The sequence below is a fragment of the Marinobacter sp. DS40M6 genome (assembly GCF_028581595.1).
Classification (GTDB): domain Bacteria; phylum Pseudomonadota; class Gammaproteobacteria; order Pseudomonadales; family Oleiphilaceae; genus Marinobacter; species Marinobacter salarius.
In genome coordinates, this window is the sequence record NZ_JAFCAE010000004.1 from 380,680 (window position 1) to 395,771 (window position 15,092).

At 58.5% G+C, this 15,092-nt stretch carries 13 protein-coding genes; 9 read left to right on the plus strand and 4 right to left on the minus strand.

Features of this window, described 5'->3' with window-relative positions; all coding sequences use genetic code 11:
- Positions 1-13 precede the first annotated feature (13 nt).
- The 3 genes from JJO78_RS12465 (at position 14) to JJO78_RS12475 (ending at position 4,733) form a co-directional block, all read left to right on the plus strand.
- Complete coding sequence (locus JJO78_RS12465; protein WP_127401735.1) at positions 14-2,008, plus strand: acetyl/propionyl/methylcrotonyl-CoA carboxylase subunit alpha; 1,995 nt, start codon at positions 14-16, stop codon at positions 2,006-2,008.
- Positions 2,005-2,832: an SDR family oxidoreductase gene (locus tag JJO78_RS12470; protein WP_075196556.1), complete on the plus strand. Its 828-nt coding sequence runs from the start codon at positions 2,005-2,007 to the stop codon at positions 2,830-2,832. Before JJO78_RS12465 ends, JJO78_RS12470 begins: the two co-directional genes overlap by 4 nt.
- Positions 2,833-2,903: 71 nt before the next feature.
- On the plus strand, positions 2,904-4,733 hold the full coding sequence (locus JJO78_RS12475) for a long-chain-acyl-CoA synthetase (protein ID WP_151982696.1): 1,830 nt from the start codon (positions 2,904-2,906) through the stop codon (positions 4,731-4,733).
- 179 nt (positions 4,734-4,912) lie between these two features.
- On the opposite strand, the gene JJO78_RS12480 is transcribed toward JJO78_RS12475, so the two are convergent.
- Positions 4,913-5,893 carry an NADPH:quinone oxidoreductase family protein gene (locus JJO78_RS12480; RefSeq protein WP_075196558.1) on the minus strand — a complete coding sequence of 327 codons (981 nt, stop codon included), beginning with the start codon at positions 5,891-5,893 and terminating at the stop codon, positions 4,913-4,915.
- A 291-nt stretch (positions 5,894-6,184) separates the two neighbouring features.
- Here JJO78_RS12480 and JJO78_RS12485 point away from each other — a divergent pair, with 291 nt between their 5' ends.
- The 5 genes from JJO78_RS12485 to JJO78_RS12505 all read left to right on the plus strand — a co-directional run bounded on the left by JJO78_RS12485 (position 6,185) and on the right by JJO78_RS12505 (position 10,876).
- Positions 6,185-6,805 carry a trimeric intracellular cation channel family protein gene (locus tag JJO78_RS12485; RefSeq protein WP_041332388.1) on the plus strand — a complete coding sequence of 207 codons (621 nt, stop codon included), beginning with the start codon at positions 6,185-6,187 and terminating at the stop codon, positions 6,803-6,805.
- Positions 6,806-6,932: 127 nt separating this feature from the next.
- Positions 6,933-8,231, plus strand: a complete 1,299-nt coding sequence (locus JJO78_RS12490) for an NCS2 family permease (RefSeq protein WP_036209628.1) — start codon at positions 6,933-6,935, stop codon at positions 8,229-8,231.
- A 27-nt stretch (positions 8,232-8,258) separates the two neighbouring features.
- Positions 8,259-8,801 carry an adenine phosphoribosyltransferase gene (locus tag JJO78_RS12495; RefSeq protein ID WP_036209624.1) on the plus strand — a complete coding sequence of 181 codons (543 nt, stop codon included), beginning with the start codon at positions 8,259-8,261 and terminating at the stop codon, positions 8,799-8,801.
- Positions 8,802-8,843: 42 nt separating this feature from the next.
- Positions 8,844-9,506, plus strand: a complete 663-nt coding sequence (locus JJO78_RS12500) for a fumarylacetoacetate hydrolase family protein (protein ID WP_075196559.1) — start codon at positions 8,844-8,846, stop codon at positions 9,504-9,506.
- A 62-nt stretch (positions 9,507-9,568) separates the two neighbouring features.
- On the plus strand, positions 9,569-10,876 hold the full coding sequence (locus JJO78_RS12505; RefSeq protein ID WP_075196560.1) for an ABC1 kinase family protein: 1,308 nt from the start codon (positions 9,569-9,571) through the stop codon (positions 10,874-10,876).
- Here JJO78_RS12505 and JJO78_RS12510 read toward each other — a convergent pair.
- Genes JJO78_RS12510 through JJO78_RS12520 form a run of 3 tightly spaced genes read right to left on the minus strand, consistent with a single transcriptional unit; the run spans position 10,871 to position 13,538 of the window.
- Entirely contained in the window at positions 10,871-11,551 is a 681-nt protein-coding gene (locus JJO78_RS12510; protein WP_075196561.1) for an SIR2 family NAD-dependent protein deacylase, read from the minus strand. The two genes, JJO78_RS12505 and JJO78_RS12510, sit on opposite strands and share 6 nt — an antisense overlap.
- Before the next feature lie 32 nt (positions 11,552-11,583).
- Positions 11,584-12,090 carry a DUF2244 domain-containing protein gene (locus tag JJO78_RS12515; protein ID WP_075196562.1) on the minus strand — a complete coding sequence of 169 codons (507 nt, stop codon included), beginning with the start codon at positions 12,088-12,090 and terminating at the stop codon, positions 11,584-11,586.
- A 44-nt stretch (positions 12,091-12,134) separates the two neighbouring features.
- Positions 12,135-13,538 carry an FAD-binding oxidoreductase gene (locus tag JJO78_RS12520; RefSeq protein ID WP_036209609.1) on the minus strand — a complete coding sequence of 468 codons (1,404 nt, stop codon included), beginning with the start codon at positions 13,536-13,538 and terminating at the stop codon, positions 12,135-12,137.
- A gap of 180 nt (positions 13,539-13,718) precedes the next feature.
- Between JJO78_RS12520 and serA the strand changes: the two genes are divergently transcribed.
- Complete coding sequence (serA, locus tag JJO78_RS12525) at positions 13,719-14,948, plus strand: phosphoglycerate dehydrogenase (RefSeq protein WP_036209606.1); 1,230 nt, start codon at positions 13,719-13,721, stop codon at positions 14,946-14,948.
- Positions 14,949-15,092 lie beyond the last annotated feature (144 nt).

The following is a 15,092-nucleotide window of genomic DNA, read 5'->3' on the forward strand; positions in this document are numbered from 1 at the left end:
GAGACCAGCAAAAATGCTAAAAAAGCTCCTGATAGCGAACCGAGGCGAAATCGCCGTACGGGTGATCAAAACCGCGAAGTCGCTGGGATACCGGACGGTGGCAGTGTATTCCGAGGCAGACGCCAAGGCCCTGCACGTGGAATTGGCCGACGAGGCGGTGTGTATCGGACTGGCTCAGGTATCGGCGTCGTATTTGAACGCAGAGGCGATTATTGAGGCGGCGCGGAAAACCGGGGCGGATTGTGTGCATCCGGGGTATGGGTTCCTGTCGGAGAATTCCGGGTTTGCCAGGGCCTGCAAAGACGCCGGCCTGGTGTTTGTCGGGCCACCGGAGGCGGCTATTGAGCTGATGGGCAGTAAGCGGCGATCGAAGATTGCCATGCAGGAAGCCGGTGTGCCGGTGGTGCCGGGGTTCGAGGGCGACAATGCCAGCGACGAAGAACTCATCAACGCCGCCGAAAATATCGGCTACCCATTGATGATCAAGGCCTCTGCCGGCGGGGGTGGCCGTGGTATGCGTCTGGTGGAAAAGGCAGCGGAACTGGCCGATAACATTCAGCGGGCTCGCTCCGAAGCCAAGCAGGCCTTTGGCGATGGTGAGCTGATTCTGGAGAAGGCGGTTATTGAACCCCGCCATATCGAAATCCAGATATTTGCAGACCAACACGGTAACGCGGTGTATCTCGGTGAACGGGACTGTTCAGTTCAGCGGCGCCATCAGAAAGTCATCGAAGAGGCACCCTCTCCGTTTGTAACACCCGAACTGCGCCAGGCCATGGGCGAAGCTGCCGTGAAGGCGGCGCTGGCCTGTGACTATGAAGGTGCTGGTACGGTCGAGTTCCTCGCCGACAAGGACCGCAACTTCTACTTCCTGGAAATGAACACCCGCCTGCAGGTGGAGCACCCTGTGACCGAACTGATCACCGGTCAGGATCTGGTGGCCTGGCAGCTTTCCGTGGCCGAGGGCCTGGCGCTGCCACTAACACAGGACCAGATCCAGCTGAACGGCCATGCCATTGAAGTGCGCCTTTACGCAGAAGACCCAGCCAACGGCTTCACACCGCAAACCGGGCAGCTGCACCAGTTCCAGCCTGCGGAAGGCGAAGGTTTGCGGTTTGATACCGGCGTGCGCTCCGGGGACTCGATTACGCCTCACTATGATCCCATGCTGGCCAAGGTGATCGCCTGGGGGGCCAATCGCAACGAAGCCCGTCGTCGACTGCTCAGGGCGCTGGAAGACACCACTGTATTCGGTGTGACCACCAACCGTTATTTCCTGAGCCGCATCATCGCGGACGACACCTTCGGCGAAGGCGAGGCCACCACCGCCTTCCTGCAACAGGCGTTCAGAGACGATCCATCCCTGGCACCAAAAGACATCAGCATCCGCGAGCTTGCGTTGGCGGCCTGCGTGTTCAGCCATGGCAATTCAGGCCGTCCTGACGTTCGGGCCGACCTCAATAATGCCTGGAGCAACGCACCGTCGACTGTCAGTCCGATGAAACTGGATACCGGCGATAAAACCCTGGAACTGCTGGTCCGCCGCGCCGGCAATCATGTCACCGTGACCCTGGGCGAAGAGCAATACGAGCTCGACCTTGAAAGCATGGGCGATGGCCTGTTATGCATTATCGACAACGGCGTTCGTCAGCGATGCCAATATCACTGCCAGGGCAATCACCTATATTTGCAGGCGTTCGGGCAGGCACTGGCAGTGCGTGACGTGACCCACCAGCCGGCCAGCGGTGCCGCCGCCAGCGGCAGTGGCCGTATCAAGGCCACCATGGACGGCGCCATTATTGATGTTCTGGTCCAGGCCGGCCAGGCGGTGAAACAGGGCGACACTCTGGTCATCCTGGAGGCCATGAAGATGGAGCATCCGGTAAAAGCCGACCGCGATGGCACGGTCGGCGAGATACTGGCCACCAAAGGCGACCAGGTAAAACGCAGCCAGTTACTGGTAGAGATCACTGCCACAGACGTCACCTCAGAGGAGGCCGGACAATGAGCACAATGAAGAACAGAACCGTTTTTATAACCGGAGGCAGCCGGGGTATCGGGCGAGCCATCGCCCTTGCCTGTGCCCGAGAAGGTGCCAATGTGGTGATCGGTGCAAAATCCGACGAACCGCATCCAAAGCTGCCGGGCACGATACACAGCGTGGCGGAGGAAATTCGACAGGCAGGTGGCCAGGCCCTGCCACTGGTGCTGGATGTGCGAGACGAAAAACTGGTGCGCCAGCGGATAGATGAAGCTGCGAACCATTTTGGCGGCATTGATGCGCTGGTAAACAACGCGGGCGCCATCAAACTGACCGGCGTCGAGAACCTGAAGGTCAGCCGGTACGACCTGATGCATCAGGTCAACGCTCGCGCCGTATTCCTCTGCAGTCAGGCGGCATTGCCCTGGCTGAAGGAGTCCGACCAGGCCCATATCCTGAGCCTGTCGCCGCCTTTGAATTTGGATACCCGGTGGTTCGCCCAGTATGGGCCCTACACCACCACCAAGTACGCCATGACCATGCTGAGCATGGGTATGGCCGAGGAGTTTCGGCGTTACGGGGTTTCAGTGAACACCCTGTGGCCTAAAACGTTAATCGCCACGGCCGCCATTGAGTTTGAAGTGGGCGGCCCGCAAATGATGGCCCAGGGCCGCAAGCCAGACATCATGGCGGACGCCGCACTGAGCGTCCTCAGCCGTCCTGCCGGGGCAATGACCGGTCAGTCCCTGATCGATGAGGACGTGCTCAGGGCCGACGGCGTAACGGATTTCGAACACTACCGGTACCAGCCAGGCGACAAGCCCCTGCTGCCGGACCTGTTTCTGGATTAACCCCGGAGCCATTCGTTGTCCGGGGGCAAAACAAACAACAACGTTTCACACTGACCCTGACGGATGACCCTATGACCCAGGACAACGTATCCCCACGTGACATTGCTCGCAGCCTGCCGGGCATACTCCGGCGATTTCCCGCCATTGCCAAGGGCTATTACTACTACTCGGTCAAAAACGAGAACAAGGACCTGACCCTTGGCACCCTGGTGGACCGCAACGCCGAAAAATACGGACACCGCCCGGCCATCCTGTTCGAAGACCGCAGCATTACCTGGCGGGAATTCAACGGTTGGGCCAACCGCATTGCCGGTTTCCTGAAGACAGAGGGCCTTATCCGGGGCGATACCATCGCCGTATTCCTGGAAAACCGCCCGGAGCTGCTCGCCGTGGTCGCCGGTGCCGCCAAGGTGGGCGTGGCCTGTGCCATGCTCAACACCTCCCAGAAGGGGCGCGTACTGGAACACAGCATCAATCTGGTCAGTCCTAAAATGGTCGTTGTGGGCGAGGAACTGGTGGAGGCCTTTGACGGCGTGAAAGCCGATATCAGGACCAGCCACCCCAACCCATTCCTGTTCCTGGCCGATACCAACACCACGAACATCTTCGGCGATGCACCGGAGGGCTATGTGAACATGGCGGCAACGGTCAGCGCCCATCGGAATACGGCCCCCAAGCCGGCCGATCCGCCCACTATGGGTGACACCGCCATCTACCTGTTCACCTCCGGCACCACTGGCTTACCCAAGGCGGCGCCGGGCAGCCACCGCAAGTTCATGAAAGCCTACGGCGGGTTCGGCATGATGTCCCTGGACATGAGACCGGACGATGTCCTTTACTGCACCCTTCCGCTGTACCACGGCACCGCCCTGCTGGTGTGCTGGGGATCCGTGATGGCCGGTGGCTCTGCCATTGCCCTGCGTCGAAAATTCTCCGCCAGCGCGTTCTGGGACGACGTGCGGTATTTCCAGGCAACCACTTTCGGCTACGTGGGCGAACTCTGCCGTTACCTGCTGAATCAGCCCCCCAGCGAACAGGACCGCAATCACAACCTCACCAAGATGATCGGCAACGGCCTGCGCCCGTCCATCTGGAAGGAGTTCAAGGGACGCTTTGGCATCGAAACCGTGGCGGAACTCTATGCCTCCAGCGAGGGCAACATCGCCTTCAGCAATTTCTTCAACCTGGACAACACCGTTGGCTTTTCCACCGCCCCCTACAAACTGGTCAAATTCCACGACGGCACCCGCGACCCGGTTCGGAACGACAGCGGATTCATGCAGGAAGTCGAAAAGGGCGAGCCGGGCCTGCTGATCGGCGAGATCACCAAGAAGTGGTCCTTCGAGGGTTATACCCAGAAAGAAGCCACGGAAAAATCGATCCTGCGGGACGCCTTCAAGAAAGGCGACCAGTGGTTCAACACCGGTGACGTGCTAAAAGAAATCGGCTGCGGACACCTGCAGTTCGTGGACCGTATGGGCGACACTTTTCGTTGGAAAGGGGAAAACGTGTCCACCACCGAGGTGGAGAACATCATCGACGGTTCCAATATGGTGGAGGAAGCCATTGTCTATGGGGTGGAGATTCCGGGCACCAACGGCAAGGCCGGCATGGTAACGCTAGTTCCCCACGCCAATGGCCAGGCATTTGATGTGAACCGACTGTTCCGGTACCTGAGCGACAACCTGCCACCCTATGCGATTCCGGTGTTTGTGCGGGTAACCGGTGCCATCGAGAAAACGGGCACGTTCAAATACCGCAAGGTGGATATCCAGAAAGCCGGCTATTCCATCGACAAAGCGGGGGAGAAAGTTTACGCATGGTTACCCGGTACAGATGGTTATACCCGGTTGACCTCCGAGCTGGTTACCGAGATTGATGCCGGAAAAGTTCGGTTCTGAGATTTTCTGGATCTAAGGCATACCTCCCATGCCTTGCCTGCATCGGTGGGGAGCCCCTCCCAAAAATGTGCGGAGCCATGGATGGCGGAGCCCAAGCGTACATCGATGTGCTTGAAGCGTTTTTTGGGAGGGGCTCCCCACCGATGCATCCACCGAAACAAACAGGCTGGGGGCCGGCCTTAAGAACCGACCTTAAGGACAACCTTCCCCGTAGCAGTCCGACCGGTCAGCGCCCCGAGAGCCTTCTCATAGTCCTCGAAGTCATAGACTTCACTGATTCGCGGATTGATCTTTCCTTCGGAGAACAGCTTCAGCAGCTCCATCATGTTCTGGGCGCTGTTCTGAGGCTCACGCTGGGTGAAGCTGCCCCAGAAGACACCAACAACGGAACAGCCTTTCAGCAGCGTCAGGTTCGCCGGAATCTTGGGGATATCTCCAGCCGCGAAGCCGATGATCAGGTGACGGCCGTTCCAGGCCATGGCGCGCAACGCCTGCTCCGTAAAATCACCGCCGACCGGATCGTAGATCACATCCACGCCCTTACTGTTGGTCAGGCGTTTAACCGCGTCTTTCAACGGCTCTTCGGTGTAGTTGATCAGCTCGTCGGCACCGGCCTCTTTCGCCACTGCCAGCTTCTCTGCCGTACTGGCTGCCGCAATCACATGGGCGCCCATGGCTTTACCCAGTTCCACCGTTGCCAGGCCAACACCGCCGCTGGCACCCAACACCAACAGAGTTTCCCCCGGCTGGATATTGGCGCGTTGCTTGAGAGCGTAATACGAGGTGCCATAGACCATGGAAAAAGCAGCCGCTTTTTCGTCGGACATGGATTCGGGAATGGGCAGGATGTTCTGCTCCGGGACGACCACCTCTTCGGCAAAGGCACCGTAGCCGGTGAGGCCGGCAACCCGGTCACCCGGCTTGAAGCGAGTGACTTTCTCGCCGATTTCAATTACCTCGCCAGACATCTCTCCACCGGGAGAAAACGGCATGGTGGGCTTGAGCTGGTACTTGCCTTCAATGATCAGGGTATCCGGGAAGTTCAGGCCGGCAGCCTTAACGCGCACCTTGACCCCGTGACCTTTCACGACGGGGCTGGTGACGTCTTCAATCACCAGCGTCTCCGCCGGGCCGTATTCCTTGCAGAGGATCGCTCTCATATTCGTGACTCCGTTGTAGGACAGTCGATATTTGGACGGTCGATAGAGGACAACATCAATGGATGGTTATCAACCTAAACAGAGTCGGATCATGAAGCAAATAAAGAAATCTAATCTCTCCGGATTAGCAGGGCTTATTCTGATCGGAAAAATGACTCACTGGCATAGGCCAGACGAATCAGAGACATAGTCATTGCTCAATACGCGTAACAGCTTCAAGATAGGCCTCAAACACGCTTCAAAAAGCGGGAACGGATCACAGCGCTCGCAATACGCGGCTTAGGGCCAGAGATGTTTGACATAATTTACGTGCTGGAAATGACCGGTGTGATTGCCTTTGCGATCTCCGGCATGTTGATCGCCCGATCCAAGAACATGGACCCGGTGGGCGTTTTCACCATCGGCTTCGTGACCGCCCTGGGGGGAGGAACCCTTCGTGACCTGATGATGGATAATCACCCGTTGTACTGGATCAAGCATCAGGAGCAACCTATCCTGATCCTCTGCATGGCCGTTGTGTTCAGCTACTGGCACCGTGTCGAGCGTATCCGCGAATCGCGCATCCTGCTTCCTGATGCTCTCGGCCTGGGTGTTTTCACAATCCTCGGCGCGCAGTTGGCTCTGGACCTTGGCCACTCCTGGTTTGTGGCGTCACTCCTGGGCGTGATGACCGGTACTTTTGGTGGTGCACTGCGTGACACCTTCTGCAATGAGGTGCCGTTGATTTTCCGCAAAGACCAGATCTACGCGTCCATATCCTTCGCCGGCTGTTGGCTATACTTTGTTTGCCAGTGGCTGCTGGAGAGCGAATCCCTGGCCATGACCATTGGCCTCTTGTTTATTTTCATCACCCGACTGCTGGCTGTGCGCTTCGACATCCGCCTCCAGCGGGACAGGCGAACAGTGCAATGAGGCTACCGATGATCAATCGTCCCTTGGCGTTCTCGCCTCCAGCCGGTAACATTGCCGTTTTTTCACCCAATTCCTGAAACCGGTTCATTCAACCCCCATTCAGCACCCTGTAAGGCAGGCATACGTCATGCTAGAACGACTATTCAAGCTCCAGGCTAATGGCACCACAGTTCGCAAAGAGGTACTTGCGGGCTTTACCACCTTCCTGACCATGGCTTACATCATCGTGGTCAATCCCAGCATTCTCTCCGCTACCGGCATGGACTTCGGCGCGGTATTCGTGGCGACCTGCCTGGCGGCCACCATAGGCACCCTGATCATGGGGCTCTGGGCCAACTACCCGATCGCGCTGGCGCCGGGCATGGGCCTGAACGCGTTCTTCTCGTTCACCGTTGTTGGCGGCATGGGCTATAGCTGGCAGGTGGCCTTGGGTGCTGTCTTCATTTCCGGCTTTATCTTCTTCCTGCTGAGTATCTTCAAAGTCCGGGAATGGATCATCAACAGCATTCCCATGTCCCTGCGTTTTGGCATCTCCGCCGGCATTGGCTTCTTTCTGGCGCTCATCGCGCTGAAAAATGCCGGCATCGTGATTGATAACCCCGCCACCCTCGTTGGTCTGGGTGACGTAAAAGTGGCCGAGAGCCTGTTGTTCTTCGGCGGTTTCGTGCTGATCTGTGCTCTGTCCTTCCGCAAGATCACCGGTGCGGTGATGATCGGAATCATTGCCGTGACAGCAGCAGCCATGGGGCTGGGCATGGTGGAGTACGATGGTTTTGCGTCCGCGCCCCCAAGTCTGGCGCCGACCTTCATGCAGCTGGACCTCGCAGGGGCGCTGAACATTGGCATGATCAGCGTGATTTTCGCCTTTCTGTTTGTAGACCTGTTTGACACCTCCGGCACCCTCATCGGCGCCGCCCAGCGCGGTGGCCTGCTGGACAAGGACGGCAAACTGCCACGGCTGGGCCGTGCGCTGATGTCCGATTCCGTAGCCACCATGTCCGGCGCTGCCCTCGGCACCTCCACCACCACCAGCTACATCGAATCCACCGCCGGCATCTCCGCCGGTGGCCGCACCGGCCTGACCGCTGTGGTCGTCGCGGCGCTGTTCATGGCGTGCCTGCTGCTCTCGCCCATTGCCAGTATTATTCCGGCTTACGCCACCGCTCCGGCGCTTCTTTATGTCGCGGTGCTGATGGCCAGCGGCCTGAAGCTGATCGAATGGGACGACGTCACCGAAGCCGCACCGGCAGTGGTAACCGCCCTGATGATGCCGCTGACCTTCTCGATCGCCAACGGCATTGCCCTGGGCTTCGTTACCTATGCCATCCTCAAGGCCTTGAGCGGCCGCTGGTCGGACCTGAACCCCAGCGTGGTCATCATCGCCGTGGTCTTTATCCTGAAATTCATCTTCCTGGACGCAGCCTAAGCTGCGCTTTCAGCGCTTGGACACGCTATGGACTATTTTTCAGAAAGCATCAAGAAAGCCATTCGCACCGTGCCAGACTGGCCCAAGCCAGGCGTCGCCTTCCGCGACATCACCACCGTGCTCCAGGACCGCACCGCGTTCCGCAAGCTGATTGATGCCTTCGTTCACCGCTACCACGGCCACGATATTGATGCCGTTGCCGCCGTAGATGCCCGTGGTTTTATCATCGGCTCCGCCCTGGCCTATGAGCTGAACGCCTCGCTGGTACTGATCCGCAAGAAAGGCAAGCTGCCGTTCGATACCCTGGTGGAAGACTACGAACTGGAGTACGGCACCGCCTCGGTGGAACTGCACAAGGATGCCTTCAAGCCCGGCGACAACGTGGTGCTGGTGGACGACCTGATCGCCACCGGCGGCACCATGCTGGCCGCCTCACGGCTCATTCGCAGAATTGGCGCCGAGATCGTCGAAGTGGCTGCCATGATTGACCTCCCCGACCTGGGGGGCTCACGCAAGCTGCAGGAAGAGGAGTTGAAGGTTTATACTGTTTGCTCTTTTGAGGGTGATTAGGGAGCGTCTCGCTCCCTTCCATAACGCACGACGGGAGCGGCCATGCCTGACTATCAGCACCACTGGAAAGACGGAACACCGGTTAACCTGCCCTTGGGCAAAATCGTCTGCATCGGTCGTAACTATGCGGAACATGCCCGGGAGCTGAACAACCCGGTTCCCGATGAGCCCCTGCTGTTTATCAAACCGGCAACCTCCGCGGTGCACATCACCCGCCCCCTGGACTTCCCACGCAACCAGGGCGCGGTTCATTTTGAAACCGAGCTGGCCGTGCTGATCGGCCGCCCACTGACCAATGCGTCGGCCAGCGACGCCGAAGCCGCTATCCTTGGCTACGGCCTGGCGCTGGACCTGACGCTGCGAGACGTGCAATCCCGGCTCAAAGAGAAAGGCCAGCCCTGGGAACGCGCCAAGGCCTTTGATGGTGCCTGCCCACTGTCGCCCTTCGTGTGTATCGACCGTCTCCGCCGAGACCATCTCACCTTTACCCTCGACATCAACCGCGAACGCCAGCAAACCGGTGATACCCGGGATATGCTGAACCCGATCGTGCCATTGATCGCCCACATAAGCACCCAATTCACCCTGATGCCCGGCGATGTGGTTCTTACCGGTACACCAAAAGGCGTTGGCCCCCTGGAATCCGGCCAGATATTGTCTCTGGAACTGGAAGACGCCTTGTTTGTGGAGACCACCGTGCTCTAGGCTGGGCATGGGACATTGCGATCCTCCTCAGGTCCATCGGCTCTTCAGGACGTATAACAGGCATGGCAAAGAAACCGGTTACCACACGCAGCGGACGATTCTTCAGACTGGCAGGCATGACGGCGTCCGTGGCCGGTCAGTATGCCGGGCAGCGTGCGCGCCGGATATTCCGCAGCGAGGAAGACAACGAGGGCGCCCGCTCTGAGAGCTATACCCGCATGGCGGACCAGATTGTCGACACCCTGGGTGAGCTCAAGGGCGCGGTCATGAAAGTCGGCCAGATTGCCTCCCAGACCCAGGACTTTCTGCCCCGGGAATTCTCGGATGCCCTTGAGCGGCTTCAGAAAGAGGCCCCGCCCATGCCGTTCGAGGTGATTGTCGGTCAGGTGGAGAGCGAACTGGGCAAACCGGTGTCAGAACTGTTCGAGTACCTGCAGGAAAAACCCTACGCGGCGGCGTCCATCGGCCAGGTTCACCGGGCCCGCCTGCACGACGGCACCGATGTCATCGTCAAGATTCAGTACCCCGGCGTGGACGAATCCTGCGACAGCGACCTGAAACAGCTACGAATGGCCCTGAAACTGGGCGGCCTGCTGAAAATGCCGAAAGAGCACGTCGACCAGCTGTTCGACGAAATCCGGGTGCGGCTCAAAGAGGAACTGGATTACGAGAACGAGGCCCGCAACCTGAAGGAATTCCAGGCGTTCCATGCCAATGACGACTGGATCGAGATCCCGACCGTCTTTGCCAGCCACTCGTCCCGGCGGGTACTGACCATGGAGCTGGTGGAAGGCGACCATATCAGCGAGGTAACCCCCGCAAGATACGCTCAGGACACCATCAACCTGATCGGGCACCGCATCTTCACCATGATGGCGGACCAGCTTTTCCGCTACCAGTGCATCCATGGCGACCCCCACGCCGGCAATTTCGCCTACCGGCCCGATGGCACCATCATCCTTTATGACTTTGGCTGCGTGAAAAAGCTGAAGCCGGAAATCGTCGAGGCCTATCGCAACGCCCTGGTCTCCGCCCTGGAAGAGGATTACGCCGCCCTGGATCGCCACCTGATCGCCCTTGGTGCTCGCGTGGAATCACAGCCGGCGGTGGACGAAGCCTACTATGCCATGTGGCGGGACATTCTGATTCAGCCCTTTGACAGCGATACGCCCTACGATTTTGCCGAGTCAGAGCTGCACAAGGACGTCGCTGCAAAAACCACCACCGTGTTCAAGTACCTGGACTACTTCAAGCCGCCGGTAGAGAGCATCTTCATTGACCGAATGATTGCCGGCCATTACTGGATGATGAAGCGTTTGGGGGTGCAAGCAGCATTTCGGGAAGAACTCGAGGAGTATCTGGCGTTATAACCCCAGCCCCTTCATCCACTCCGCAACGCCCTCACCGGCGCCCTTGCGAATAACCTCCGCCCTCGAAAGGCTGGCCGGTTCACCAGGATCGATGACCGTTACCGGCACATCGAAATTCACCAGATCCACCAGCCCGGCTGCGGGGTAGACTTGCAGGGACGTGCCCACAATCAGCAGATGATCTGCGGTGGGCACGATCTCCGCTGCGGCCTCGATCATCGGCACTTCCTCGCCGAACCATACGATGTGCGGCCGAAGCTGGGAACCGCGATCACAGGTGTCTCCAGGCTGTATGTCGTTGAATCCGATGTCGTAAATCAGTTCCGGATGCGTCGAACTGCGGGCTTTGGTGAGTTCACCGTGAAGGTGTATAACATTGCTGGAGCCGCCCCGCTCATGCAGGTTGTCCACGTTCTGGGTAATGATCGTTACCCGGTAATGCTGCTCCAGTTCCGCCAGCAAGCGGTGGGCGTCATTTGGTTGTGCCGACTTCAACTGCCGCCGGCGTTCGTTGTAGAAGCGCAGCACCAGTTCCTGGTTTCGGGCAAAGGCTTCTGGCGTCGCCACGTCATAGACACTGTGTTGTTCCCACAGGCCGCCATTATCGCGAAACGTGGAGAGTCCGCTTTCGGCGCTCATACCGGCGCCGCTGAGCACAACGATGTGATCTTTCATACAGCAACACTTTGATTGTCAGATGAATGTAGTCAGAACCAGAGCTTCTCCGGCCTGCGCCGTTTTTCCACCCTCAGCCCATGCCTCTCCAGGATCGCAACCAGTTCCTTGGTGTCATCGATATTGAGAAAGGGTGCGAGGGAAATTTCCTCGCCCCGGAACTGCAGGTGAAGCTTTGGGGGAGTCCAGGGATGACGTGGCATGTCCTGCCATACGCGGGTGTGGCGCCGGGGCAGCTCCCATTCCCGCTCCTTCTGGGTCAGGCCTTTTTCCAGGCGGATCAGCTCCGGTGCGAACGTGAGCACTTCGCGCCTCTGGCACTGACGGGAGGTGTAGTAGAACGCCGCCGCCAATGCGGTCAACTCAAGACCCGCGAACGGCAATACCGGCCATGCTCCGGCCAGTAGCATGCCAGTGGAAATAACCAGCGAAAGCAACACAGCCGCAAGCCAAATGCGGATATTGCCCCGCCAGTTCATGGACCGGTTGGGGGTCAGGAGAAAACAGTCGCCTTCACACTCGGAAAGCTGCTCTACCATTCAGGTCGCTCCCAGGAGCCACCACCCGCATCGCCTGAACGCCTTCAGTCAAATATCTTGCCGGGGTTCATCACACCCTTGGGGTCGAACACCTGCTTGATGCCCCTCAGGTAGGCAATTTCAGCGGCGCTGCGCGTGTACTCCAGATACGGCTTCTTGGTCATGCCGACACCATGCTCGGCAGACACACTGCCCTGATAACGTTCGACAATCTCGAAGACCCATTTGTTCACCTGTTGGCATTTCTCAAAGAAATCCTCTTTGGCAAGGTCTTCCGGTTTGAGGATGTTCAGGTGCAGGTTGCCGTCGCCGATGTGGCCGAACCAGATAATCTCGAAATCCGGGTAGTGCTCGGTGACCACCGCGTCGATTTCCTGCAGGAACCCCGGCACCTTGGAAACCACCACAGAGATATCGTTCTTATACGGCGTACGCGGTGCAATGGACTCTGAAATGCGTTCCCGCAGTTGCCAAAGGTTCAGGGCCTGGGTTTCGCTCTGGCTGATAACGCCGTCCAGCACCCAGCCGTTTTCCACGCACTGCTCGAACAGCGCCATGGCATCGTCCATCACCTGATCGGACACCGCCTCAAATTCCAGCAGCGCGTAGTACGGCGCCTCGGTTTCGAACGGCGCCTGCACCTGGCCATGGGCCAGTACATGCCCCATGGCCTGATGGGAGAAGAACTCGTAGGCGGTCAGGTCGATCTGCTTCTGGAACGCCTGCAGCACGTCCATGGTGTTGGTCAGGTCGTTCAGGCCCAGCACCAGCACGGTCAGATTATCCGGCTTGCGAGAGAGCTTCATGGTGGCCTCGGTAATAAATCCGAGAGTGCCTTCCGCGCCGATAAACAGATGGCGCAGGTCGTACCCGGTGTTGTTCTTCGCCAGATCTTTGTTCAGATCGAGGATATCCCCCTTGCCGGTGACCACTTTCAGACCAGCCACCCAGTCCCGGCTCATGCCGTAGCGGATCACCTTGATACCACCGGCGTTGGTGGAGAGGTTGCCGCCAAGCTGGCTGGAGCCGGCCGAGGCGAAATCCACGGGATAGTACAGGCCGTTGTCTTCGGCATAGGTCTGCAGCTGTTCCGTCACTACCCCGGCCTGACACTTCACGGTGCGGTCGCTGGCGCTGAAGTCCAGGATCTGGTTCATGTTGTCAAACGCCACCACAACCTCACCATTGGCCGCCACGGCTCCGGCACTCAAGCCGGTGCGCCCACCAGAAGGCACCAGAGCCACCTGGTTCTCGTTGGCAAACCTCACCAGCGCCTGCACCTGTTCCGTCGTCTTGGGCAAAACAATGGCCACGGGCTTGGGTGGATAGATCTTCGTCCAGTCCTTGCCGTAATTTTCCAGGTCGGCCGCGTCAGTCAGCACTTTTCCGGGAGTCTGGCCCGCTTCCATCAGGGCTTTGAGGGAGGCAACGATCTGTTCAGGATTCATGGATAGTCCGGTCTCGCAAAGGGTTAATCAGGGCGTCGTTAAGCAGAGTTGATTCAGGTGGTCCGACGCGCTGTGAAAATCTGCGTTTATGGTATCATACCGCCCCTGTTCTGTGAGCCCGCCCGCCAACAGCGGTCCTCACGGGTCATTTCATGTGACGAAAGGTTCGGAAGCAAGCCCATGTCAAATACGTCTCTTGAAAAGAGCAAAATCCGCATCCTGCTGCTGGAAGGCGTGCACCAGTCCGCCATTGATACCCTGAACGCCGCAGGCTATACCAACATCGAATTCCTGACTCATTCACTGGCCGAAGACGAGCTGGTGGAGAAAATCGCCGACGCTCATTTCGTGGGTATCCGCTCACGCACCCAGCTGACCGAGAAGGTATTCGACGCTGCCCAGAAGCTGGTAGCGGTGGGCTGTTTCTGCATTGGCACCAACCAGGTTGACCTTCAGGCGGCCACCCGTCGCGGTATCGCTGTTTTCAACGCACCTTTCTCCAACACCCGCAGTGTGGCGGAGCTGGTTCTGGCCCAGGCGATTCTGTTGCTGCGCGGCGTACCTGAGAAAAACGCCAAGGCCCACCGTGGTGAATGGCTGAAGTCCGCCAAAGACAGCTACGAAATCCGTGGCAAGAAGCTCGGCATCATCGGTTATGGCAACATCGGCACCCAGTTCAGCGTGCTGGCCGAAGGCCTGGGCATGGACGTGTACTTCTACGACGTGGTGTCCAAACTGTCCATCGGCAATGCCACCCAGGTAGGCACCCTGCAGGAGCTGCTCAACACCTGCGATGTGATCAGCCTGCACGTTCCCGAAACGCCGTCCACCAAGTACATGTTCAAGGCCGAGCAGTTTGCCCAGATGAAGCCGGGCAGCATCCTGATGAACGCTTCCAGGGGTACCGTGGTAGACATTGACGCCCTGGCCGATGCCCTGGGCAGTGGCAAGCTCCTGGGCGCCGCCATTGATGTCTTCCCCGTTGAACCCAAGTCCAACAATGAAGAGTTCATCTCTCCACTGCGCGAGTTCGACAACGTGATCCTGACTCCGCACGTCGGTGGCTCCACAATTGAGGCACAGGAAAACATTGGCCGCGAAGTGGCAGAAAAGCTGGCCATGTACAGCGACAACGGCACGTCTGTCTCTTCCGTGAACTTCCCGGAAGTGGCCCTGCCCTCACATCCGAACCAGCACCGCCTGCTGCACATCCACGAAAACGTGCCGGGCGTGATGTCGGAAATCAACCAGGTGTTCTCGGAAAACGGCATCAACATCTGTGGCCAGTACCTGCAAACCAAGGAAGACATTGGTTACGTGGTGATCGACGTCGACAAGGAGTACGGCGAGTTGGCACTTGAGAAACTGCTGAAAGTCAAAGGCACCATCCGCTGCCGCGTGCTGTTCTGATCCAGACGGTGTTTCAGCACCACAAAGAAGCCGGGGCCAACAGGTCCCGGCTTTTTTATGGCCAAACAGGCCAACTCCCGCACATGACCTCTTATTAATCCTCTTTTAGGGCACTTGACCTTGAGATGTCATCAGATGCAGCCA

What these genes read in the sequence shown, in the direction of transcription:
- JJO78_RS12465 (WP_127401735.1), top strand. Translation starts at nt 14, where the DNA reads ATGCTAAAAAAGCTCCTGATAGCGAACCGAGGCGAAATCGCCGTACGG.
- JJO78_RS12470 (WP_075196556.1), top strand. Translation starts at nt 2,005, where the DNA reads ATGAGCACAATGAAGAACAGAACCGTTTTTATAACCGGAGGCAGCCGG.
- JJO78_RS12475 (WP_151982696.1), top strand. Translation starts at nt 2,904, where the DNA reads ATGACCCAGGACAACGTATCCCCACGTGACATTGCTCGCAGCCTGCCG.
- JJO78_RS12480 (WP_075196558.1), bottom strand. Translation starts at nt 5,893, where the DNA reads ATGAGAGCGATCCTCTGCAAGGAATACGGCCCGGCGGAGACGCTGGTG.
- JJO78_RS12485 (WP_041332388.1), top strand. Translation starts at nt 6,185, where the DNA reads ATGTTTGACATAATTTACGTGCTGGAAATGACCGGTGTGATTGCCTTT.
- JJO78_RS12490 (WP_036209628.1), top strand. Translation starts at nt 6,933, where the DNA reads ATGCTAGAACGACTATTCAAGCTCCAGGCTAATGGCACCACAGTTCGC.
- JJO78_RS12495 (WP_036209624.1), top strand. Translation starts at nt 8,259, where the DNA reads ATGGACTATTTTTCAGAAAGCATCAAGAAAGCCATTCGCACCGTGCCA.
- JJO78_RS12500 (WP_075196559.1), top strand. Translation starts at nt 8,844, where the DNA reads ATGCCTGACTATCAGCACCACTGGAAAGACGGAACACCGGTTAACCTG.
- JJO78_RS12505 (WP_075196560.1), top strand. Translation starts at nt 9,569, where the DNA reads ATGGCAAAGAAACCGGTTACCACACGCAGCGGACGATTCTTCAGACTG.
- JJO78_RS12510 (WP_075196561.1), bottom strand. Translation starts at nt 11,551, where the DNA reads ATGAAAGATCACATCGTTGTGCTCAGCGGCGCCGGTATGAGCGCCGAA.
- JJO78_RS12515 (WP_075196562.1), bottom strand. Translation starts at nt 12,090, where the DNA reads ATGGTAGAGCAGCTTTCCGAGTGTGAAGGCGACTGTTTTCTCCTGACC.
- JJO78_RS12520 (WP_036209609.1), bottom strand. Translation starts at nt 13,538, where the DNA reads ATGAATCCTGAACAGATCGTTGCCTCCCTCAAAGCCCTGATGGAAGCG.
- serA (WP_036209606.1), top strand. Translation starts at nt 13,719, where the DNA reads ATGTCAAATACGTCTCTTGAAAAGAGCAAAATCCGCATCCTGCTGCTG.